The organism is Brevibacillus choshinensis (genome assembly GCF_001420695.1).
GTDB lineage: Bacteria > Bacillota > Bacilli > Brevibacillales > Brevibacillaceae > Brevibacillus > Brevibacillus choshinensis.
The window spans coordinates 1,383,629-1,407,475 of sequence record NZ_LJJB01000013.1 but is presented as its reverse complement, the minus strand read 5'-3'; the positions used below and the strand labels follow the sequence as shown (position 1 = coordinate 1,407,475).

The following is a 23,847-nucleotide window of genomic DNA, read 5'->3' as shown; positions in this document are numbered from 1 at the left end:
AACCTTACAGCAAATAGAGAGGATGTTTCTACATGCATACACAACGGATTGCAGACATGATCGAAAGCAAAAGAGAGTCGTTTATCAAAGTAGCCGACCGCATCTGGGAATTTGCGGAGACGCGTTTTGAAGAATATCAGTCGGCAGAACTGCTCGCGAGCACCCTGGAGAGCGAAGGGTTTACCGTAGAGAGAGGCGTCGGCGGAATCAAGACGGCTTTTATCGGAAGCTTCGGAAGTGGCAGCCCAGTTGTGGCGATCTTGGGAGAATTTGATGCCCTCTCCGGCATGAGCCAAAAGAAAGGGCAAGCGAAACAAGAAGCAGAGGTGCCAGGAGCGAACGGACACGGTTGCGGGCACAATCTGCTCGGTACCGCTTCTCTGGCAGCAGCGGTTGCCGTCAAGCAATACATGGAAGAAAATAATCTAACTGGTACGGTTCGCTACTACGGATGCCCAGGTGAAGAAGGCGGATCCGGCAAGACCTTCATGGCACGAGCAGGATTGTTTGACGACGTGGATTTTGCCCTTTGCTGGCACCCAATGGGTTACAACAGCATCATGGCGATGAATTCTCTGGCCAACTATCAGGTATACTTCAAGTTCAGAGGCAAAAGCTCCCACGCAGCAGCTAGTCCCCATCTCGGACGTAGCGCCCTGGACGCAGTGGAACTGATGAACGTCGGTGTGAACTACCTGCGTGAGCACATTATTCCTGAAGCGCGCGTGCACTATGCGATCACCAATTCAGGCGGCCTTTCCCCGAATGTCGTGCAGCCGTATGCTGAAGTGCTCTACCTGGTGCGTGCACCGATCGTGGCTCAAGTGCAAGAGATCTACGAACGTGTCTGCAAAATCGCCCAAGGTGCTGCCCTCATGACCGAAACCGAAGTGGAAATCGTGTTTGACAAAGCGTGTTCCAACCTTGTACAAAACGAGACCCTGGAGCAAGTAATGTACCGCAACTTCCAAGAACTCGGTGTTCCCGTTCACGATGAGCAGGAGCTTCAATTGGCAAAGGCCGTACGAGCAACGCTGAGTGAACAAGAGCTGCGTACCTCTGAAGTTCAGTCACCAGGTGGCCCTGATGCCGATATGGTGACCTGGCTCAATTCGTACACGGGGGAACTGAGACCATTAAACGGTTCCACGGACGTTGGTGACGTAAGCTGGATCACACCAACTGCTCAATGTACAATGGCTTGCTTTATCAACGGCTCGTCGCTCCACTCCTGGCAATGGGTAACGCTCGGTGCGACCTCTATGGCACACAAAGGAATGCTGCACGCGGGTAAAGTCATGGCTTCTACAGCAATAGACATGTTGAAAAATCCAGAGATGATCGACCAAGCCAAAGCTGAGTTGAAACAACGCTTGGGTAATTCTACTTACGTGAATCCGATCCCTGAAGGTGTCATGCCTTCGGTTAAAAAGTAAGCAGCATCATCCAGACAACATAACAGAAGTTCTTCCCAAGCCGGCGGTTCCGAATGAAAGGAATTGTCGGCTTTTTCAATGATTTTACATAGCTTCCACATTGCATCCATTCTGTCTTAACATGCCTTTGGTACAGTTATGTCATACAGAAGATGGAAGGAGGCGTGGGAGGATGGACGTACGAATTGAACAGGCAAGACGGGACGATTTTTCGGAGATGATTCAGCTTGCGGATTTGACGCTGCCGGACCGAATGAACTTGCACGAATTGAAGAAGTACATCGAGCTTTTTCCCGACCTGATCTTCAAGGCGACTCATGATGGTCAGTTGATCGGCTTTGGCTGTGCGGGAATCGATATGTATCAAACGACGGGATGGCTGCTTTTCAGCAACGTGCACCAAGAGTATCAGGGCAAAGGAATCGGCAAAAAACTGATTGAGGCTAGGTTGCAAGCCCTGCGCCAGATATCCACGCTCCAGCAGGTACTGGTAACCGTCAGCGAATCGAATATCAAATCCATTCGCGCATTAGAGGCTTTTGGCTTTACCCTCGCCCAAAAGGAAGAGGACTACTATGGGACGGGCAAGCAGCGCAATATCATGGAATTGCCGGTCCTGTCTATTCCGAACTTCGTTCCAAAGGATTTGGGGCCGACGATCACTCCGATGTTGTAGAAGAAGTCCTGTCAGTGTAGAAAAAGAAAGCCGATGTCTCCTGAAACTACAGGAGGCCTCGGCTGTTTTTGGTGAGGTCGATGGATCAGGAGGCGCTAGTGGACCGGTTCGTCGGGGAGGACCAGTACTTTGTCAGTCACACCGGAATCCATCGCACGGTAGGCGTCAGCAGTACGTGTGAGAGGGAAGCGTCTGGAGCTGCCAATCAACACGGGACGACTCGAAGCGAGAGAGAGGGCTGCACCAATCATCGTTCTCATCTCCGTGGCTCCGCTTACTCCGCCAGGACCGTATTTGGTTACGAAGATGGAACCAGTCATCATGAGTTGCTTCAGGTCGATGGTAGGCAATGAACCGGACAATTGCCCGTAATTAATCAGGCACCCACGTGGAGCGATCAGTTCCAGGTTTGTTTGAAACGTCTCGGCACCGACAGGATCAAATACGGCTGCTACCTTTTGCTGGTTGGTAAACGCAAGGACAGCCTGTTTGACGTCCCTTGACGTCCGATCAATGGCATGAACAGCTCCGGAGGCGAGGACCACGTCAACTCGATGCCCGCTGGCAATCCCGATGACATGTACCCCGTGCTCAGCCAGAAATGCGACAAGAAGTCGCCCGACAGCCCCAGCAGCACCCCATACTACTGCATAAGATCCTTTTTGCAGTGGCCAGTGACGCGCGAGACCCCCAGCGGTCAAGCCTGCATGAGCAAGGCTGGCACCGACTTCAAAGCTCAATTCGTCCGGGAGAGCTGTCAGCATGTCGGCGTTTGCGATGACGTAATTTGCGCAAGAACCAAACACTCCTGTCCAGCATACGCGGTAGCCCGCTTGCAAGCTCACATTCGCTCCAACATCCTCGATAACTCCAGCGCCTTCCACACCTACTCCGTACGGAAACGGGAATTGAAAGGAATAGGAACCGGACCGAACCAGCGAATCAACATGATTAAGACCAGCTGCTTTGACCCGGACGAGCACCTCTCCCTTTTGGAGGGGAGCGAGATCTTCCCGGTTGACTTCTATCACTTCAGGACCTCCAGCGCGTAATGCCTGGGCGATGGTGCGATGATTCATCATGATCATCTCCTGTAAAATCCAAAATGGTTTCTTGGAAACAATATTACCAACAGCCGCTAAGATAAGTCAATATGGTTTCGTGGAAACTTTATGGAACGTCGTTTCCTTGGTATACTGATAAAAAGAGAACACGATCGAAAAGGAGACCTCTCCATGAAGCAGGATCCGCTCATACAGGAAATCATAGGTTTATTCGGTAAGATTCAAAAACGGTTTGAAACAGAAGACGATGAGGAGAGGAAATGGCTCGTCGAAAATTGCAAAAACCCCGTCATCGTAGACCTGCTAAAAGAAATGACAGTAATGGAGCTGCACGTACTGGATGCCATCGGGCGTTTCGAACCAGTGAATGGGATCACCATCTCCAAGCAGTTTTCCATTCCAAAGGGGAGCGTCTCCAAAATCACACGAAGAATGCTGGCAAGAAAGCTGATTGAAACAGAGTACTTGCCCAATAACAAGAAAGAAATCTTGTTCCGCATTACGCCGCTAGGCAAAGAATTGTTCGATCTTCATCGAGCTCTGCATGAGAGGATCGAATACGGTGTGACTACGTTTTTGCAAAAGTACAAGCCAGAGGAGCTGAGCGTCCTCGTACGAATGCTTGTGGACGCCGAGACAGCTTCGTGGGTGTATCCTGAATTGCCAAAAGAGGAAGGAAAATAAAGAGTACGAAGCGATCCCTAGTTGCAACCAGGAGATCGCTTTCATTTTTCGAAGAGAGATAGAAAAATGAAAAAATTTAAAATTTAAGGATTGAATTGAATGCGCTCTCCATTTATACTGATTTCATTGAAACGTTTCATTCGGAAAATTCAGTTCATTTACACGGAATTCTTAAGTTGTATAAGGTTTTTTCCTATATTTTTTTGTTATAGATTGAAACGTTTCACTATCCTCGGATGGCATTCTGAAAAAAAGTAGGTAGGAACCAGAACATCATTAAAAAAATGAAAGTGATCAGTAAAAAAGGGCCAATCAATCACGTAAAATTTTACTTTTACAACCTGAATGATGGGCCCGTTATTTTGGAGTTTGGTGAAACGTTTCATTAACTATTGAAATGACTCGCACAACCAAAAAAGTCATGGAGGGGATTGTATGAGCCAAGTGGTGAATCGCATGAAAAAATTCCTGAATGATCCCGAGAACGTAGTAGATGAAATGTTAGAAGGATTGCTTCTCGCTCACTCGGACCAGCTGAAGAGTGTGCGCAGTGACAATCGTGCACTGATGAGAGCAGATGGCCCTGTTATAGGTAAGGTTGCGATCGCGACAGGTGGAGGATCAGGACATTTACCGCTGTTCCTCGGTTATGTGGGACCCGGTATGCTGGACGGCGTAGCAATCGGAAACATCTTTGCCTCTCCGAGTGCAAGGCAGATGCTGGACGTAACCCGCGCGATTCATAGTGATGCAGGCGTTTTATACATATATGGCAATTACGGCGGCGACGTCATGAACTTTGATATGGCGGCAGAACTCGCGGAGATGGAAGACATTCGCGTAGAGACGGTCGTGGCTACTGATGATGTAGCTTCCATGCCAAAAGGAAACGAGGCTGGACGACGCGGTGTTGCAGGGATGTTCTACTTGTACAAGCTGGCTGGTGCAAAAGCAGAACAGATGGCTACTCTCGACGAAGTTAAGCGGGTCGCAGAAAAGGCGAATGCCAATGTACGTACGATGGGTGTGGCCTTGACTCCGTGTATTCTTCCAGCGGTTGGGCATCCGACGTTTACGATCGGAGACGGAGAGATGGAAATCGGAATGGGCATCCACGGGGAACCTGGCATTCATCGAGGAACGATTGAGAAAGCCGAAGAAGTGGCCAAGACCTTGGTATCCACGATCCTGCAAGACATGCCGATTGAAGCGGGCCATGACGTCTCGGTTCTGATTAACGGCTTGGGGGCGACTCCATTGGAAGAGCTGTATGTCGTCTATCGTTCGGTGCACCAGCTTCTGGCAGAGCAGGGGATTTGCATCTATAGACCTTATATTGGAGAATTTGCGACCTCTATGGAAATGGCTGGGTTGTCTGTCTCCATTTTAAAGCTGGATGATGAGCTGCGTTCATTGCTCGATGCCCCCTTCCAAACGCCGTTCCAGATGCAGAAATAAAAGAAGAAGGGAGAGAATGGTGTGAGAGAGGCACTCGTGTTTAGTGACGTTCAGGCGATCTTGCAAGAAATCGGTAAGATCATGGATGAAAACAAAGACTTCCTTTGCAAATTGGATGGTGCTTTAGGAGATGGCGATATTGGGCTGACGATGTCAAACGGATTGCGTGCAGTCAACGATCATCTGCGTGCGTCAACTCAAAATGATATCGGAAAGGCATTGATGAGCAGTGCGCTAGAGATGGGAGAAGCCGTCGCCTCTACGATGGGAACCTTGATGTCATCGGCATTGTTCCGAGCGGGCAAAGCTATTCAGGGGAAAACCGAGCTTTCGTCTTCCGAGGTCATCGTTCTTTTTCAGGCGATGGTTCAAGGATTGAAAGAACGAGGCAAAGCAAATGTCGGGGATAAGACGATTCTGGATTCCTTGGTTCCAGCAGTCGAAGCAATGGAAGCGGCTCTGAACGAGGGCAAGTCCCTGGGGCAAATCATGCTGGCAGCCACAGAAGCGGCAGAAAAGGGAGCCAAGCAAACCATCGAGATGCAATCGCGACACGGCAGAGCAGGTAGGTACTTGGAGCGCTCTATCGGCCATCAGGACCCCGGAGCGACGGTGGGAGCTCTGTTCGTCAAAGGCTTTTCAGATGGTGTCACAGCACGTTTGAATAGCGTGGATTAGGGGAGCCCGAAGTGAAGGAAGTAGAAAATGTAATGATGAGGAGATGGCGAAATGAAGCATTTATACGGTGTAACAACAGCGATGGTAACCCCGTTTGGTGAGGGTGGTCAGGTCGATCACGATCAGATGAGAAACTTGACAGAGTTTTTGATTTCCAAGGGTGTTCACTGTCTCTATCCATTGGGAACAACAGGAGAAATGCTCCGTTTGTCGATTCAGGAGCGAAAAGACGTAGCGGAAACCGTCGTGAAAGCGGCAGCGAATCGAGCGACGGTCTTTATCCATGTCGGTTCCATGAATCAAGAAGACACGATTGCACTGGCAAGACACGCGCACGAAGTCGGTGCAGACGGTGTTGGGGTGGTAACACCCGTATTCTTTGGAGCAACAGACAAAGAACTGGAAGAATATTTTGTAGCAGTAGCCTCCAGTGTCCCAGCGGATTTTCCCGTCTACCTTTACAATATACCGCAGTGTGCCGCAAATGATCTGAAGAGCGATGTGGTTCAAAGAATCGCGGACTCCTGCAAAAATGTGATTGGGATTAAGTATAGCTACCCGGATATGCTGAGAACAAATGAGTATCTCGCGGTGAATCAGGGCACGTTTTCTGTATCGCATGGGACAGACCGCTTGTTTTTGGCTGGGTTGGCGATGGGCTGTGAAGGGACTGTATCCGGTGTTTCCTGCGTCTACCCGGAGCCGTTTGTAGCCCTCTATCAGGCGTTTTTAGATAACGATTTGGAAAAGGCGAGAAAGTTGCAGCGGATCGCGGTCCACTATTGTGAAACGCTAAAAAACGGGAGCAACATGGCCTATTTCAAAGCAGCTTTGCGGATGAGAGGGGTCGAGGTAGGGCGTATGCGAGAACCGCAGCTGGATCTGACTCAAGAGGAGAGAACGGCTTTGCAAGCACGTCTGCAACAACTCGCCGAAATCTCGAGCGAGGGTGTGTACCAGTCGTAGTTGACGCTGCTCCCCTCCTTTGGGACGGATCGTTGTATTTCCGTTTCCAACAGCGAATGCTATAATGTCGGTGAAACGTTTTACTATGTTTTGGAGGTATCGATGAAAAAAGTCACGATTAAAGACGTAGCAAAACATGCCGGCGTATCGATTGGTACTGTTTCAAAAGTGTTAAATGACAAAGGATATGTTAGCAGTGGGATTTACAAAAGAGTAACCGATACGATTCAGGAGCTGAACTATCAGGTCAATGCCAATGCGCGAAGCTTGAAAGCATCCAAGACGAACAAGGTCGGGGTCATCGTTCAGGATATTTCCAATCCGTACATGATGTCGATTGCCAAGACAATCGAGGACAAGATTCGTTCCAGTCACTATCACATGCTGGTTATGAGTCACAATGAAGATCCAAAGACCGAACGCGAGCTCCTGCAGCTGATTTTGGAACAGCGGGTGGATGGGCTGGTCCTCGTTCCGACGAGCGGGAATGCAGACATGATTCAGAAAGTTCTGGATCATAAGATTCCAGTCATTCTGGTCGATCGCAAGGTAGAGGGCATTACGACGGACTACATCGTCGATGACAATTATTACGGCTCTTACGAATCCATCGCCTACCTGCATTCGTTAGGGCATAGACGAATCGGGTTCATTTATGGAACCACCAACAGCTCAATCGGAAAAGAGCGGTACGAGGGCGCTGTAGATGCACTTAGACATTTTGGATGCTCGGATGACGAGGCGCTGCTGGTCTCGGGTAAGTTTAAAGCCGAGGATGCGTACAAAGCAACGATCGAGCTGTTGTTCTTGCCTGACCCGCCGACTGCCATCTATTGCTGCAACAACACGATGACGGTCGGGATGCTAAAAGCCATTCAAGAACAAGCATGGCGCTTTCCCGAGGATATCTCGATCATTTCCTATGGGGATCTGAGTCAGTGGGAGTTGATTCAACCACCGCTAACGCTTATGACGCAGCCTCTCAAGAGAATCGGGGTAGAGGCAGCAATTATCCTCAAAAATCGTTTGACCATGGAAGAGCCGTTTCCACCCAAGCAAATCGTGATTAAGCCGGAGCTGCTGGTACGTGCATCTTGTGCCAGAAAATCGGAAGGGTAAAAAGGAAGTCACATCCGCACGCAAATCGCATCAATGGGCGAGCGAGATGCCGAGAAGTATGAAAGCGTTTTCAATACGGAAAAGCAGACGTATCCCGATAAGGATGTGGTTCGATGAAAAGGCAAAATGCTGGAGTCTGGGTCGGAGTCATCGTGGTTCTTTTTGCCTTGGTTATTTTTGTCCAATCATTCTCGCTGAAGTACTATACCAAATTTGGTCCGGGGCCTGGGCTGTTTCCCGTATGGCTCAGCGGGTTTCTCTTGCTGATCGGCATTGCCTACATCTGGCATTCTCTGAAAAAAGAAGTGATTACCTGGGCCGATATTTTACCGAAAGGACGGGAAATGGGGAACATCCTGTCCGTCATCCTGTCGGTTGTCATCTTCATGGTCATTGTCAATGTGACGGGTTTTATTATTGCAAGTACGGTTCTCCTCTTCATTCTTTTGCGCCGGGAGTATAAATGGTACACAGGCTTGGGCATTTCTTCTGGAGTCTCGATCGTGCTATTTCTCGTTTTTAAATCATTTTTTACGATTCCACTGCCTGTTAACATGTTCGGCTGGTAAGGAGGGGGAAGATGGAAGCATTAGGACAATTGATAGGTGGATTTGAGACAGCCTTCACCTGGTGGAATCTGTTGTACTGCCTGATCGGTGTTACGGTCGGGATGCTGGTAGGGGTTCTTCCCGGACTCGGCCCAACCACAGGGACAGCTCTTTTGATCCCCATGACCTTTGGGATGGAGCCAGTATCGGCCATCATCATGCTATCGGGAATTTACTATGGCTCTATGTACGGGGGGACGATCACTTCTGTCTTGATCAATACACCAGGTGAAGCGGCGTCTGTCATTACGTGTCTGGATGGACATCCGCTGGCAAAGCAGGGAAGAGCGGGCGTCGCCTTGGGAGTGGCAGGGATCGGTTCCTTTATCGGAGGAACGATATCGATTATCGGCCTGGCCTTTATCGGTCCTGCATTGGCAGAATTGGCGCTAAAGTTTGGACCTCCTGAATTTTTTGCCCTCATGATCTTCGGTTTGATCATGGTGATTGGTCTCATGGGCAGATCCTTGATTCGTGGCTTGATCGCTGCGTTTCTCGGCTTGATTCTGTCTTTGATCGGAATGGACCCCGTCTCGGGTGCTGTTCGCTTTACGTTTGGTGAAGCACACTTGATGAATGGCCTGGATCTCGTCACGGTAGCCATGGGCTTATTTGGTCTATCGGAAATCTTGTACGGAATGGAAAATCTGCAGAAATTGGACAAGCCAGCGAAAGTAAAAGGACTCCTCCCGCGTAAGGAGGAGTGGAGACCGACGCTCAATGCCATCGGACGAGGAACGGGATTGGGATTTTTCGTCGGGCTGATTCCTGGCTCCAACTCGGTCATTCCCGCGATTCTTTCCTACACCTTGGAGAAACGAATTGCCAAGGATCCTTCCCGCTTTGGGAAAGGGGCTATTGAAGGGGTGGCAGGTCCAGAGACAGCGAACAACTCGTACTGCGGGGCTGCATTAATTCCTTTGTTCACGTTAGGAATACCTAGTTCACCTACCATCGCGATCATCCTGGGGGCTTTCATCATGCACGGACTGACCCCGGGGCCGACACTCTTTCAAAACAACCCGGATTTTGTGTGGGCGATTATCGCGAGCATGTTTATCGGCAACCTCATCCTATTAATCATGAATCTTCCGATGGCAGGGATGTGGGCCAAGATTGCAGCGGTACCTCCCAAGTTGCTTTACCCGCTCATTCTCATCATTTCCATCATCGGAGCTTATACAGTCAGCAACAGTTTGTGGGACGTTGGCGTCATGTTTGTGTTTGGGATTGCGGGCTACATCATGAAAAAGCTGGATATCCCGATGGCGCCGATCGTCTTGACCTTTGTCCTGAGCAAATTGATGGAAAACTCTTTGCTGCAGTCGATCAAAATGCTTGACGGCAACGTGCTGCATTTGTTTGCACGACCGATCTCCGGTACGCTGCTCGTGCTATCCCTGATTGTTCTCTTCTTTAGTGTCCTTGCGGAGGTGAAGAAAAAGAAAGCGGGATTTGCGGGAGATGTAGAGATGTAGTCCCGTGGTACAGACTTATTCTTTGCTGCTGTACCATGTCAGAGCAAATAAAAAAAAGCCAATAGGAGGGTCATCGAATGAAAAAAATCGTATGGGGACTGATCGGGCTGTCGTTCGCACTCATGGTGGGATGTAGCTCACAGGGTGGGCAGGCTGGTGGACAAGCAGGGCAGGCAGAGGGAAAAAAGTACCCTGAGAAAGAAATCACCCTTGTCGTTCCTTACGCACCAGGGGGAGCATCCGACAGTACAGCACGCATCATCGCCAAGAACATGGAAGAAAAGCTGAAAGTACCGATCGTTACCGTGAACAAGACGGGAGGTACGGGTGGTGTGGGCATGTCTTTTGTCCAGAGCAGCCCAAACGACGGATATACGTTTGGATATGTACCCGTAGAGATGACCATGCACAAAGCACTTGGACTATCTGAATTAGAGCCTAGCAAATTCGACCTGCTTGGTCAGGCGACGATGATTCCTGCTGCCATTACGGTTCCAGCTGATGCACCGTATAACACCATTGAAGAATTCGTGGAGTACGCTAAACAAAATCAAGGAAAAATCAAGGTGGGCAATTCCGGGGTAGGATCCATTTGGCATATCGCTTCTACCGCTTTTGCGAACAAAGCCAATGTGCAATTTACCGATATTCCCTTTGACGGTGCTGCTCCGGCAGTGACAGCATTGATGGGCAACCACGTAGATGCGGTAGCAGTCAGCCTGGGAGAAGTGAAAAGCGGCGTAGAATCAAAGAAACTGAAAGTGCTGGCTGTGATGAGTGCAGAACGCGATAAAAACTTTCCGGATATCCCAACTTTGAAAGAAAAGGGATTCGATGTGGAAGTAGTTGGCTGGGGTGGATTTGTCCTGCCAAAGGGTACATCAGCCGAGTTTAAGAAAGTCTTGGCGGATGCCTTGAAGGAAGCTGTCGAGTCAGAAGATTTCAAGAAGTTCGCGAGCGAGCGCGGTATGTCTGCTGTGTATAAATCACCGGACGACTTTACTACATTTGCAACACAGCAATTTAAATTTTTCTCCGACTTTATCCCGACGCTGGATCTGAAATAAACGGAAGTGTGCAAGGACCCTTGGAGTGATTCCAGGGGTTTTTTTGATGGCAAAAACAGGAGATTGATTTCCTATCTAAAATAAGATAGGAAAAGCCAAAGCGATCATCTCGCTCTTTAGGGGAGGAAATCTATATGAGGTTCAATTTTGATGGACGAGGCCTGACCGATACACCGGAAGAAGTATTTGCGACCGATTCCCTGATCGAGTTGAGTATTTTTAACAATCAAATCAAAGAGATACCGGAAGAAGTCTTTGCTCATCCCGAATTGGAAGTATTGAATTATGCAGGAAACGAGCTGGAGGAGATCCCAAAGGGAATTCAAAATCTGCAAAACCTCAAGATGCTCGATTTAGGTCACAATAAGATCAAAGAGCTGCCAGCAGAGCTCGGGATGCTGCAAAATTTGGATGCCTTTCTGTACCTGAGTGACAATCATTTTAAAACGATTCCGAATGAACTATGCCAGCTTCACAAACTACGTTATTTAAACATCACAGATAATCAATTAACAGAGCTTCCCGCGAATATAGATGGATGGAAGAGCCTAGTCGAATTGCGATTGTACAACAACCTGCTCGAGGCTTTGCCTGATGCGTTAACCGCAATTGCCTCATTGCGAGAGCTTCATCTTTATGGAAATCAACTGAAGCGGCTACCGGTTTCGCTGGGGGAATTGACAGATCTGCGAGTTTTAGATGTGAGCGACAATCGAATAACAGGGCTGCCTGACTCGATTGGCAACCTCAAAAAACTAAGACGATTGAATCTGCGGACCAATCGATTGCAGAGCGTTCCTGAAGAAATCGGGGGCATGGCGAATCTCATCGAGCTGGATTTACGGGATAACGACATCCCAGAAATTCCTCATTCGGTATTGAAGCTGGAATACCTAGAGAAGCTCGACTTGAGATGGAACAAGAACCTGAGGGTAACGGACTGCTTGATTGAGTTGGAAAAGAGAGGCTGTCTGGTATATCTGTAAGCAACATGCTGTGCAAGATTCTTCCCCATATCCTGATTGAGCGAGGAGAATGAGTCTTATGGATTTTCGATTGTCTGATGAGATCCTGTCGTTGAAACGAGGCATACGCGAGTTTATCGATCACGAAGTGGAGCCATACGCGATGGAAATCGAAGAAAAAGATGAAATTCCCGAGAAAATCATGGAGATGTCAAAGGAAATGGGGCTGTTTGGCCTCAGCATACCGGAAGAGTACGGCGGATTAGGAGTAGGGATGGTCGGAAAATGTGCGGCATCAGAAGAGTTGGGACGTACGCACAATGGCTATACGACCGTCATTGGCGGGCACATAGGGATCGGCTCCGTCGGTATCGTAGAGATCGGAAATGAAGCGCAAAAGCGAAAGTATCTGCCTGATATGGCATCTGGTCAGCGGATCGGCGCTTTTGCTTTGACAGAACCAAGCGCTGGGTCTAATGCGACCAATCTGCGGACGACCGCTGTGAAAAAGGGCGACAAGTACATCCTCAATGGCAGCAAGCACTATATTACGAATGCTTTTATCGCAGACATCTTTACGGTCATGGCAGTGACAGACCCTACGAAAGGGTCGAAGGGGATCACTTCCTTTATCGTAGAGAGGGATTTCCCTGGCTTTCACGTAGGGAAAAAAGAAAAAAAGATGGGGCTACACGGGTCGCATTCGGCTGAGCTATTTTTTGAGGATTGTGAAGTCCCTGCGGAAAATGTGCTAGGAGAAGAAGGGCAAGGGTATGTAAACGCCTTGAAAATATTGACCAATGGACGCGCCGGGTTGGCCGCACGGAATCTGGGCTCGTGCGATAAATTATTGGAAATGTCGCTTGATTATGCTCACACGAGGGTCCAGTTTGGAAAGCCGATCTTTGAGCAGCAAATAATCCAGCATTACTTAGCTGAAATGGCCATGGAGACAGAGGCACTGCGCTCGATGGTCTACCGTGTCGCATGGATGGTCGATCAACAGATGAAAGTGATCAAAGAAGCGGCGATGGTCAAGCTGCTCGGATCAGAGACGTACAATCGGGTAGCGGACAAAGCGGTACAGATTCATGGCGGCGTCGGGTATATTGCTGAGTATCCGATTGAGCGCTTTTACCGTGATGCACGCATTACGAGAATTTACGAAGGCACATCCGAGATTCAGAAAAATATCATCGCAGCCCAGCTGCATGAAAAATACAAGTAATGCAAAGGCCTGTGTGAGGGTAAAGTCACACAGGCCTTGTTCTTTTGATTACTGTCCGATGATCACACGCTCTTTCGGGTGATGGTAGCGGACAATCCGATCTTTACGTTTGAGGAATAGCAGCAGGTTGATAATGCCTATCCGTCCCACGACCATGGTGACGACGAGAATTAGTTTCCCGCCCGAACCGAGATGCGAAGTGATGCCAGTGGACAAACCCGTCGTACCAAAGGCAGAACACACCTCGAAAAGGATGTGCTGGAAGGGCAAATCCTCCAGCCAAACCAGCAGCATGACAGCTGTGAAGACGAGAATGATGGCGACAAAAAATACCATGAACGAACGCATGATATCTTCGTCCACGAGCTCCCTGCCAAATACTTTGACATCCTTGAAGCCTCGCATATTGGCAAAAACAGCCGCGACCAGTACAAAGAAGGTCGTCGTCCGAATCCCCCCGCCGACGCTACTCGGAGAGGCACCGATGAACATCATCCCTGACAGCATGATCAGCGTAGGCGTAGAGAGCAGGCTGATATCCATGGTTGCCAGACCGCCACTTCGGGAAGAAACCGAGTGAAACAGCGAGTAGAACAAGATCTGGTCCCACGATTGACCCTGGAAAAAGGCGGTGCGCTCAAACAGGTAGATGAGCAGGGCACCCGCTACAATGAGCGAGAAAAAGGTCAAGGTCGTGATTTTGGTAAACAACGTAAATGTAAAACGCTGTTTGGCTCGACGATACGATAGATAGCTTCTCAGTTCCACCAGCACCGGAAACCCGATTGCCCCACAGATGATCAGGATCATGACGATCGACTGAAAGATGTAATCGTGGGTAAAGCCGAGCATGGAATTGCCATAAAGGTCAAAGCCTGCATTGGTAAACGCACTGACCGAGGCGAAATAGCCGTGGTAGAAAGCCGTATACCATTCATCGTAATAGCCGGCGAACAGAAAGTGACTTCCCAACAGAACTGTACCGACAAGCTCAATCATGAGCGCAATGACGAGAATATTCCGCATCAAATCGACCAGACCGGACAAGGTAGAACGATTGTGGTCAGTCGCGATCCAGATCCGCTGCTCCAGTCCGATCTTTTGGCCAAGCAATAACCAAAAAAAGGTTCCCAGCGTCATGATTCCAATCCCGCCTACCTGGAAGAGCAGGGTCAAAAAGAGAAGTCCCCATTCATTGAAGACCTCATGGATCGTAATGACGGTGAGACCGGTGACGCTAATTGCGCTCGTCGCAGTAAACAAAGAGTCGATAAAGGACAGAGAAACTCCCGGATTATGAAAGAAGGGCAAGCACAATAATATCGTAGAGACTAATATGAGCCCTACATAAAAAAAGACAATGATCTGCACAGACGTCAATCGACGTTTTTGAGAGGATGATAGCAAAACGTGTAGCCTCCTGGTTCATACTCGTAAGGGTAATCATACCAGAAAAAACGAGTAAGCAAAAATGAGAAGTCCGGCCTCAGATACATACTTCTTGGAAAATGAGGGAAAATAGGATGGGATGATAAGGAGGGATATGTGTGAGCGGTCGACTTCCAGATATTCCAACCGGTTCCGTCGAAAAGGATGCAGCTATGATTCAAGAGCTGCTCCACAATAGTGATGACTTGCAAATCAATGATTTCTGGTTGAACAACGAACAGATGAAGATATTGTTTTTCGATACGCTGACAGATAGCCAGTCCATTCACGAACAGATTTTACAACCCATCCTCCACCACCCAGAAGCTACGATCGCGGAATGTTTGCCGGCCGCCACGATAAAGGTCGTCCAAACGCTAGATGATGCTGTTTCCTGTCTGCTCAAGGGCTTTGTTGCTCTACTCTTTTCCGAACGCCAAGACATCCTCTGTATTTCAGCTAAATCATCGTTTATCCGCACGACTGTAGAACCACGCAATGAAAAGGTAGTTCGGGGAGCGCATGACGGGTTTATCGAAAATCTCAATGTGAACGTCCATTTGGTACGGAACATGATAGAAAATCGGCAGTTAACTGTCACGTACTACACCGTAGGAAAAGAAACGCAGACGCGAGTCGCACTTCTTTACATGAATGACTTGGCCAACAGGCAGGTCGTGCAAGAAATGGAGAAACGGATTCAGTCCATTCATGCAGATAGTATTCTGGGGACCAATTTTATTGAAGAGTATGTGGAAGATTCCCCATTCTCCCCGTTTCCACAGTTACTGAGCACAGAGCGCCCGGATCGGGTCACGGCCAACCTGATGGAGGGAAGAGTAGCGCTTTTGGCAAGTGGTGCCCCTACGGCATTAATCTTTCCTGTCACGTTTTTCGCGTTCTACCAATCTCCGGATGATTATAACAGCCGATGGTTTGCAGGGACTTTTTTTAGGATCATTCGCTTGATCAGTTTTTTCATCGCCATATCCTTGCCGGCTATCTATATTGCGACAGTGGCCTTTCGCTTTGAAATTTTGCCGAGCAACATGATTATTGCGATCAAACAATCGATCGATAAGGTTCCCTATCCTCCCTTGGTTGAAGCATTCATCATGGAAATCACCATCGAATTGATTCGGGAAGCTGGTATTCGCTTGCCATCACCGCTCGGACAAACCATTGGAGTGATTGGGGGCATCGTGATCGGCCAGGCAGTCGTACAGGCAAATCTTGTCTCCAATATCATGGTCATCGTAGTGGCAATCACAGCGATTGCGGCGTATGTCGTCCCGTCAAACGAAATGGGGACAGCAGTTCGGCTGTTGCGCTTCGGATTCATGATTTCTGCAGCCACGATCGGTTTGCTGGGCATTGTTTTGAGCTTTACGCTGCTACTCATTCATTTGTGTGCGCTGGAGTCCTTTGGCACACCTTATTTAGCCCCCCTTTCCACAGTCAAATGGAGGAATCTAAAAGACACATTTGTCCGATTTCCCATGTGGAAAATGAGCAACAGACCTGTAGATGCAGCACCCCAAAAAAGCACGCAAGAGACGATATCTCGAGGGTGGCAACCAGATGATCCCAGAGAATAGGAAAATTTCTCCTTTACAACTATTTTTCGTCATCATCCAAGCTCAAGTAGGTGCAGGTATTCTATCACTTCCCTATGAAGTCCATCTATCAGCAAAAGGGGATAGCTGGATAGCGATGCTGTTATCCGGGTTCATCGTACAGATTTTGGTTGTTGGATACTGGGTGCTGATGTGCAGAAATCCCGGATCAAATTTGTTCACAATGACAACGGAACGACTAGGGGTCTTTTTTGGATCACTCATCAATCTGTGTTACATCGGGTATTTTTTGTTCATCGCAACATTCATTCAAATCGACTATTATGCCATCATCAGTAAATGGGCCTACCCCAATACACCGAAGTGGATCCTGCTGGGGCTGATGTTTTTGGTCTCGGCTTATTTATGTAAGCAGAGCCTTCAGGTCATTGCGCGGTTTTATTCCATCCTGAGTTTTTTGCTCATCCCTGTTATTGTTTTGCTCATACTCGCTCTCTCAAAAGGTCATTTGATTTATTTACTTCCAATGGGACAGGCGAGCTACACCGAGATTCTTTCAGGGATGAAGAGTACGATTCTGGCCATGACCGGATTCGAAGCGATTCTTGTGCTTTTTCCTTACGTGCAAGGCTCCACGAAGGGGATTTTGAAAAAGCTGATGGCAGCCAATCTTTTTGTCACACTGTTGTATACCATGACTATTTTTGCTGCCATCACTTTTTTTAACGCGAAGCAACTTACACTTATTCCCGAGCCCGTGTTGTATATGTTAAAGGCCCTATCGTTCATTGTGATTGAGCGGTTGGAATTCATTTTTCTATCGTTTTGGATAACGAAAATCATCAGTTCTTCTGCTATCTTCATTTTTTTTAGCGCTGTCGGAATCTCTCATATGCTGAAAAGACGAAGCCACACAAGGGTAGCAGTAGTAGTCTCGATGATTCCCTTTGCGATAGCGCAATGGGTGGATGACCCTTTTGTTACGGATAAGATGGCGCACCTGCTAGCGACGTTCAGCCCAGTCATCTTCCTCTTGATTCCAGGATTTTTACTTGTGGTTTCTTATTGGCAAAAAGGGAAGGGGAGGCAGAAGGCTGCATGAAAACATCTGTGTTTTTAGCAGGTATCCTCGCGATTCTCTGCCTCTCTGGATGTTGGGATGAAAGAATATTAAAGGATAGAAACTTAATTATTTGTATCGGTCGGGATTTGGTGGAGGAGGGGAAAATCCAAAATTCATATGCCTTATTGACTCCAGCGATTAAGCAGGTAGCTTCCTCCTCTTCATCGCAGCAATCTGGTATTACGGGCGGCAAGCAAAAGAATGTGATTTCAGCCGTTGGTGACAGCGTTAATCAAACAGCGTTGATGATGGACAGAAAAACATCGGAAACGATAGACGACTCAAAAAACCAAGTAGTGTTGATTGGCGAGAAGCTAGCGAAAAAGGATCTCTACACGACACTCGATATCCTCTATCGAGATCCGATGGGGGGATTACAGGCAAAGATTGCAGTAGTAAAGGGTGAGGCAAAACAGCTTATGGAGCAAGTGTCTACAAAAGATCCGTTGGTCGGTTCATACTTGGTTGAATTGTTGGAGAGTCAAGTAGAAAGACGGGTCATACCAGAGGCGACACTCCAATCGATCTATCCATCTCTGTTGGATCGGGGGGAGGACATGATGATCCCTTACATGGGTATGGTTGGAGGGGATCCAGCCGTGATCGGAAGCATTTTGATCCATGACAAAGAGATGACGGGGACCCTGACTCCGGAAGAATCACTTCTCAGCATGATCTTTTCTAAGCTGGATATGAAGGGGGCGAGAATCTCAAAAAAAATCAGTGGGGATGAAAAGCTGCGACCCCTTGCCTATATCAATATGCTAATAGGAGGATCAAAACGGAAACTGGACGTACAAGTGGAGGGCTCCTCTCATCCGAAGATCATCGTTCACTTGCGTGCAAAACTAAAGGTCACCGTAGTAGAATATCCGCATAACCAATTGATTACCGAAGAACAATTTAACCAGCTCAATAAACAACTATCCGAACAATTAACGAAGGATGCTGAAAAAGTTTTGCACAAGATCCAAGAAGCCAGATGCGATCTGTATGGTATAGGACGCCAGTTGATGGCCTTTTATCCGGAGGTATGGACGAACCTGGATTGGGAAAAGGATTATTCTCGCATTACCTTTCGTCCGAAGGTAGAGGTGCAAATCAAGGGAACAGGGCTCATTCATTAAAAATGTTTTATTGACATGGATACAGCAGGGATGATAAAGTTCAGAATGTATTAATTGGAAATTAACAACATTTTTTGGAAAGGTGGGGTTGTCATGATTTTGTTGAATGATCTACGTAAACAAAACTACATACATGACGTAACCACACCATATGGGCGAGTAATGTAGGTTTAGGTTTTATCCTCCACTCACACAATGGCGCAGGTTACCTGTCTTCGTAACCGGCGCTTTTTCTATTCACATAGAAGAAAAGGCAGATTGCTTACGGGCGATGTGCCTTTTTTTATTCCGCAAATAGTCCATCAGGTAAGAAGACAGAGGAAATGATAGTTGACACAGGAGAGGGGCTGACAGCGGATGTTTTCCGTTTTGACAAAGCTTGATTGGTTTTTTCGGGAGCATAGAAAGCAATACATCATAGCGATTCTGTTGCTCATCTTGGGTGGCATCCTAGAAGTCGTTCCCCCGAAAATCATCGGTGTAGCGATCGACGAGCTCCAGCTAGGGACGATGACGGCGGAAAGAATGTTTCAAATTATTCTGTTTTATGCGGTACTTGCGGTCGTGCTCTATCTGGTCAATCTCGTCTGGGTAAACAAATTGTTTGGAGGGGCGTTTTTGGCAGAACGGACACTGCGCTCCAAGCTAATGACCCATTTCCTGAAGATGACTCCTACCTTTTATCAAAAAAATCGTACGGGAGACCTGATGGCGCGCGCAACGAACGACTTAAAGGCCGTGTCGATGACGACGGGCTTTGGTATTTTGACCCTGGTGGACTCAGCTAGCTTTACTAGTGTCATCATTTTAACGATGGGTTTTTTCGTCAGCTGGAAACTGACATTGGCCTCCATTTTGCCGTTGCCGCTGATGGCTTACGCGATCAATCAGTATGGGAAGAAGATCCATGTGCGATTTTCTCAGGCTCAGGATTCCTTTGGTGAGCTGAACGACCAAGTGCTCGAATCGGTTTCCGGGGTCAGGGTCATTCGTGCTTACGTGCAGGAAACGGCGGATGAAAAGCGATTTCGCTCGATGACCGACGATGTGTATGAAAAAAATATCGCGGTCGCCAAAGTAGACTCTCTCATCGAACCCACCGTGAAAATTCTTGTGGGAATCTGCTATATGATCGGCTTGATCTACGGTGGTTATCTCGTCTTTCATCAGGAGCTGACACTCGGTAAGCTGGTCTCCTTCAACGTCTATTTGGGGATGCTCATCTGGCCGATGTTTGCGATCGGAGAACTGATCAACGTCATGCAGCGGGGCAGTGCTTCGCTCGATCGTGTCAATGAAACACTTGCGTATCAGGCTGATGTGACGGACCACGAACAGCCTCAACAGCCAGCGATTCCGCAGACCATTCATTTTGATCGGGTCTCCTTCCGTTATCCATCTGCGCAAGTCGATCAGCTCAGGGACATCTCCTTTTCTTTGAAACGGGGCCAGACGCTCGGCATCGTAGGACGGACTGGCAGCGGGAAGACCACGCTGGTACGCCAGCTTTTGCGGGAATATCCGCTCGGCACGGGAAGCGTATCCATCTCGGACACTCCCCTGGAGCAAATCGCTCTCGATCAGCTGAAGCGCTGGATCGGCTATGTTCCCCAAGAGCAGATCTTGTTCTCCAAAACCGTGCGGGAAAATGTGCTGTTCGGAAATAAGACTGGGACAGAGGAAGAGATGCAGGAGGCTCTGCGATTAGCTGCTTTTGCTCGCGACGTGCAATTTTTGCCTGAGGGGGTAGAAACAATCGTCGGGGAAAGAGGGGTAGCGCTGTCTGGTGGTCAAAAGCAGCGGGTGTCGATTGCACGGGCATTGCTCGTTCAGCCAGAGATCCTGATTCTCGATGATGCCATGTCGGCCGTAGACGGCAAGACAGAGGCGGAAATGATTGCGAATATTCGCCGTGAGCGCGCGGGCAAGACCACGATGATTACGACGCATCGCCTGTCCGCAGTAAAGCATGCAGATTGGGTGCTCGTACTCGATGAAGGGCAAATCATCGAGGAAGGTACACACGAGCAGCTTCTCGAACGTGGCGGGTGGTACAAGGAGCAATATGAACGGCAACAGATGGAAGCACAATTGACGGAGGGCGAGTGATTCCATGTCAACAGGAAAGCGATTATTTCGCTACGCAGCTTATTTTAAGAAGACCATCCTGTTAGGCTTGCTGATGTTATCCATCGCGGTGGCAGCAGAGCTGACAGGACCCTTTCTAGCTAAAAAGATGATTGATACTCATATACTGGGGATTGAGCTTCCGTGGTACGAGACAGAACAGCGAGACGATTCTGCTTTGTATCAAGGGAAGTGGTACACCCGCCAAGACCACCTGACAGAAGGGGAGCGATTGGGGAATCAAGTTCGTGTGTTGCAAGTCGGGCGTGGGTATTTTTTTGTCGGTCAACCGATTGCAGCAGATGGCAAGCGAGAGGTACAAAACGGGACACTGACGATCGTGAATGATTCCGGGAATGCTGTGTATCCGGCACAGAAATTGACCAACCAGGAGGTATTTGGCTTTTTCCGCCCGGAGACCAGTGGATTGTTGATGCTGGCAGGCATCTATATGGGGTTGCTCGCGTTGGCGTCCCTCTTCCATTACGGTCAAAAGTTCATGCTGCAAAAATCAGCGAATCAGGTCATTCGCAGGCTGAGGGTAGATGTCTTCGCTCACATTCAGCGCTTGCCGATTACTTATTTTGATAACCTGCCTGCGGGAAAAGTGGTAGCCCGTGTCACCAATGATACGGAGGCGGTACGTGAGCTCTTCACCAAGGTGCTCGATCAGTTTTTTAGCAGCTGCATTTATTTGATCGGTATTTTTACGGCTCTTTTCTTGCTCGATGTGAAGCTGGCGCTGGTTTGTCTCACTATTTTACCGATCATGGTGGTCTGGGTCATTCTGTATCGGAAGTATGCCGCTGCCTACAACCATGTCATACGCAGCCGGCTCAGTGACATCAATGCCATGATCAACGAATCGATTCAAGGAATGGCAATTATTCAGGCGTTTCGCAGAGAAAAAGAAACCAAAAGGGAATTCGACGAGCTCAATGAAGAGATCTTCACCTATCAAAAAAAGATGCAGCGATTCAACTCTGTGGCGTCTTTCAATCTGGTGCAACTGCTGCGTAACACCGCGTTTATTTTGTTCATCTGGTACGTGGGTGGAGCATCTATGGGAATAGGGAGCCTGTTCACGCTCGGGGTGATGTACGCGTTTGTCGATTACCTCAATCGACTGTTTCAACCGATCACTCAAATCGTCAACCAGCTGGCTTTGCTGGAGCAAGCGCGGGTCGCGGCGGAGCGAGTGTTTGAACTGCTCGACGAGGAAGGGATTGCCGTCGATCCGGGGAAAATTCCGTGCTATCAGGGGAATGTCCGCTTTGAGAACGTCACGTTTGCTTATCATTCCGACCAATACGTTTTGCGGCAGGTATCTTTTGAAGCTTGGCCTGGAGAAACGGTTGCTCTGGTCGGTCATACCGGTTCGGGGAAAAGCTCCATTATCAATCTGTTGTTCCGTTTTTACGACGTCAATCAGGGAGCAGTCATGATCGACGGTCGAAATGTGCAGGACATGACGAAGCAGCAGGTTCGGCAGCATATGGGGATCGTCTTGCAAGATCCGTTTTTATTCACGGGTACGATTCTCTCCAATGTGACACTGGAGGACCCGGCGATTTCACGGGAAAGAGCGGAGAAAGCATTGCGTGACGTGGGAGCAGATCAGTTACTTCGCACGTTGCCAAAAGGTTTCGATGAGCCGGTCATCGAAAAGGGTAGTACCCTTTCTGCCGGGCAGCGTCAGCTCATTTCATTTGCCCGTGCACTCGCATTTGATCCAGCCATTCTCGTATTGGACGAAGCTACGGCGAGCATTGATACCGAAACAGAAGGGGTCATCCAGGAGGCCTTGGAAGTACTGAAAAAAGGGAGGACGACATTCATCATTGCCCACCGTTTATCCACGATCAAAAATGCCGACCAGATTCTCGTATTGGATCGGGGTACCATCGTGGAACGAGGCAAGCACGACGACCTGATGGCGAAAAAAGGGAAGTACTTTCAGATGTATCAATTGCAGCAAGGAGAAAGCGCAACGAACGGCATGGCGCTGACTTCGCCGTGAGGATCTGATTCGCCTGGGTATACCACGCTCAATCCAGAATCGACCCATAAAGTGAAGCTCGTCTCGTAGACATAAAAAAGCTGCCCCCATTCATGAGTGAACGGGAAGGCAGCTTTTTTGTAAGGCTTGTCCTAGCAGACTACATGACCAAGAAGAAAATAACAGCAGCCAGCACGATGCGATACAGAGCGAATGGTACCAGCTTGATCTTGTTGATCAGCTTCAGGAAGAAGCGAATCGCTAGCAAGGCAAATAGAAAGGCGCTGATGAACCCGACGATGAAGAAGGGGAGAGTATCAGCGGTGATGTACTGCCAATGCTTCAAGAGCGACAGAAAGCTGGCACCCGCCATGACAGGAACCGCCATGATAAAGGTAAAATCGGATGCCGCACGGTGACTCAGACCCAATAGAACCCCGCCAGAAATGGTAGAACCGGAGCGGGAAAAACCAGGCCAAAGGGCAATACACTGGAACAAACCGATAATGAGAGCTTGCTTGTACGTAATCTGGTCCACACTCGCTGCTTTCGGCTTGCCTGGACGGAACCAGTCGGCTGCGATCATCAGGACAGCCCCTGCCACGAGCCCGATCAATACGGTGTTTATCGAGAACAGATACTCATCAATGTAATCATTAAACAGCAATCCCAATACGGCGGCAGGTAAAAGTCCTACAAAGACTTGCGACAAACGGAGCTTGTGTCCAGGACCGTTGCCATCTGGGGAGATTTTTTTAAGACCGAGCAGACTGAGAAAACGATCTTTAAAGACGATGACGGCTGCTAAAATGGAGCCGAGCTGGATGACCACCTTGAAGGTATTCGCGACTTCTGGCGAAAACAGAGTTTTTGAATGCAACAGAATATCATCGACGATAATCATGTGCCCAGTTGAAGAGACGGGCGCGAATTCTGTGAGTCCTTCTACGAGTCCCAACACAAACGCCACGAAGATTTGCCAAAGATCCATGGTTACTCACCTTTCCAAAAACGCCTCTCTAGTTTGGGCGCGAGTTTT

General features: G+C 48.6%; 20 protein-coding genes. 17 read left to right on the top strand and 3 right to left on the bottom strand.

The window, feature by feature from the left end; translation table 11 throughout:
• Window positions 1-32: 32 nt before the first annotated feature.
• Together AN963_RS27090 and AN963_RS27085 are read left to right on the top strand one after the other, a co-directional pair.
• On the top strand, window positions 33-1,436 hold the full coding sequence (locus tag AN963_RS27090; RefSeq protein WP_055747594.1) for a M20 family metallopeptidase: 1,404 nt from the start codon (window positions 33-35) through the stop codon (window positions 1,434-1,436).
• 172 nt (window positions 1,437-1,608) lie between these two features.
• Window positions 1,609-2,112, top strand: coding sequence for a GNAT family N-acetyltransferase (locus AN963_RS27085; RefSeq protein ID WP_055747593.1), 504 nt, complete (start codon window positions 1,609-1,611; stop codon window positions 2,110-2,112).
• A gap of 95 nt (window positions 2,113-2,207) precedes the next feature.
• On the opposite strand, the gene AN963_RS27080 is transcribed toward AN963_RS27085, so the two are convergent.
• Entirely contained in the window at window positions 2,208-3,194 is a 987-nt protein-coding gene (locus AN963_RS27080; protein WP_201783782.1) for a zinc-binding dehydrogenase, read from the bottom strand.
• A 153-nt stretch (window positions 3,195-3,347) separates the two neighbouring features.
• On the opposite strand from AN963_RS27080, the gene AN963_RS27075 reads away from it, so the two are divergent.
• The 10 genes from AN963_RS27075 to AN963_RS27030 all read left to right on the top strand — a co-directional run bounded on the left by AN963_RS27075 (window position 3,348) and on the right by AN963_RS27030 (window position 13,427).
• Window positions 3,348-3,860, top strand: a complete 513-nt coding sequence (locus AN963_RS27075) for a MarR family winged helix-turn-helix transcriptional regulator (protein ID WP_055747591.1) — start codon at window positions 3,348-3,350, stop codon at window positions 3,858-3,860.
• 435 nt (window positions 3,861-4,295) lie between these two features.
• Window positions 4,296-5,318 (top strand): dihydroxyacetone kinase subunit DhaK, encoded by a 1,023-nt coding sequence (locus AN963_RS27070; RefSeq protein WP_269084414.1) that lies wholly within the window; start codon window positions 4,296-4,298, stop codon window positions 5,316-5,318.
• 21 nt (window positions 5,319-5,339) lie between these two features.
• Entirely contained in the window at window positions 5,340-5,996 is a 657-nt protein-coding gene (gene dhaL, locus AN963_RS27065) for a dihydroxyacetone kinase subunit DhaL (RefSeq protein WP_055747590.1), read from the top strand.
• 51 nt (window positions 5,997-6,047) lie between these two features.
• Entirely contained in the window at window positions 6,048-6,962 is a 915-nt protein-coding gene (locus AN963_RS27060) for a dihydrodipicolinate synthase family protein (protein ID WP_055747589.1), read from the top strand.
• A 102-nt stretch (window positions 6,963-7,064) separates the two neighbouring features.
• On the top strand, window positions 7,065-8,081 hold the full coding sequence (locus AN963_RS27055) for a LacI family DNA-binding transcriptional regulator (protein ID WP_055747588.1): 1,017 nt from the start codon (window positions 7,065-7,067) through the stop codon (window positions 8,079-8,081).
• Window positions 8,082-8,194: 113 nt separating this feature from the next.
• Complete coding sequence (locus tag AN963_RS27050) at window positions 8,195-8,650, top strand: tripartite tricarboxylate transporter TctB family protein (RefSeq protein WP_055747587.1); 456 nt, start codon at window positions 8,195-8,197, stop codon at window positions 8,648-8,650.
• An 11-nt stretch (window positions 8,651-8,661) separates the two neighbouring features.
• Window positions 8,662-10,167: a tripartite tricarboxylate transporter permease gene (locus tag AN963_RS27045; protein ID WP_055747586.1), complete on the top strand. Its 1,506-nt coding sequence runs from the start codon at window positions 8,662-8,664 to the stop codon at window positions 10,165-10,167.
• A 77-nt stretch (window positions 10,168-10,244) separates the two neighbouring features.
• Window positions 10,245-11,234, top strand: a complete 990-nt coding sequence (locus AN963_RS27040; RefSeq protein WP_055747585.1) for a tripartite tricarboxylate transporter substrate binding protein — start codon at window positions 10,245-10,247, stop codon at window positions 11,232-11,234.
• 134 nt (window positions 11,235-11,368) lie between these two features.
• Window positions 11,369-12,220 carry a leucine-rich repeat domain-containing protein gene (locus AN963_RS27035; protein WP_055747584.1) on the top strand — a complete coding sequence of 284 codons (852 nt, stop codon included), beginning with the start codon at window positions 11,369-11,371 and terminating at the stop codon, window positions 12,218-12,220.
• Window positions 12,221-12,278: 58 nt separating this feature from the next.
• Window positions 12,279-13,427, top strand: a complete 1,149-nt coding sequence (locus AN963_RS27030; protein ID WP_055747583.1) for an acyl-CoA dehydrogenase family protein — start codon at window positions 12,279-12,281, stop codon at window positions 13,425-13,427.
• Between the two features lie 48 nt (window positions 13,428-13,475).
• Here AN963_RS27030 and AN963_RS27025 read toward each other — a convergent pair whose 3' ends face one another.
• Window positions 13,476-14,834 (bottom strand): TrkH family potassium uptake protein, encoded by a 1,359-nt coding sequence (locus AN963_RS27025; RefSeq protein WP_055747582.1) that lies wholly within the window; start codon window positions 14,832-14,834, stop codon window positions 13,476-13,478.
• Window positions 14,835-14,974: 140 nt separating this feature from the next.
• On the opposite strand from AN963_RS27025, the gene AN963_RS27020 reads away from it, so the two are divergent.
• The 5 genes from AN963_RS27020 to AN963_RS27000 all read left to right on the top strand — a co-directional run bounded on the left by AN963_RS27020 (window position 14,975) and on the right by AN963_RS27000 (window position 22,829).
• Window positions 14,975-16,453 (top strand): spore germination protein, encoded by a 1,479-nt coding sequence (locus AN963_RS27020; RefSeq protein WP_236708105.1) that lies wholly within the window; start codon window positions 14,975-14,977, stop codon window positions 16,451-16,453.
• On the top strand, window positions 16,437-17,534 hold the full coding sequence (locus AN963_RS27015; protein ID WP_055747580.1) for a GerAB/ArcD/ProY family transporter: 1,098 nt from the start codon (window positions 16,437-16,439) through the stop codon (window positions 17,532-17,534). Before AN963_RS27020 ends, AN963_RS27015 begins: the two co-directional genes overlap by 17 nt.
• The gene (locus AN963_RS27010) at window positions 17,531-18,682 is read left to right on the top strand and encodes a Ger(x)C family spore germination protein (protein WP_055747579.1); all 1,152 of its coding nucleotides are present in this window, start codon (window positions 17,531-17,533) and stop codon (window positions 18,680-18,682) included. Before AN963_RS27015 ends, AN963_RS27010 begins: the two co-directional genes overlap by 4 nt.
• 357 nt (window positions 18,683-19,039) lie before the next feature.
• Window positions 19,040-20,791, top strand: coding sequence for an ABC transporter ATP-binding protein (locus tag AN963_RS27005; protein ID WP_055747578.1), 1,752 nt, complete (start codon window positions 19,040-19,042; stop codon window positions 20,789-20,791).
• A 4-nt stretch (window positions 20,792-20,795) separates the two neighbouring features.
• A complete protein-coding gene (locus AN963_RS27000) occupies window positions 20,796-22,829 on the top strand; it encodes an ABC transporter ATP-binding protein (RefSeq protein ID WP_055747577.1) in 2,034 nt (677 codons plus the stop codon).
• A gap of 139 nt (window positions 22,830-22,968) precedes the next feature.
• Here AN963_RS27000 and AN963_RS26995 read toward each other — a convergent pair whose 3' ends face one another.
• On the bottom strand, window positions 22,969-23,799 hold the full coding sequence (locus AN963_RS26995; protein WP_055747576.1) for an undecaprenyl-diphosphate phosphatase: 831 nt from the start codon (window positions 23,797-23,799) through the stop codon (window positions 22,969-22,971).
• Window positions 23,800-23,847: the final 48 nt, after the last annotated feature.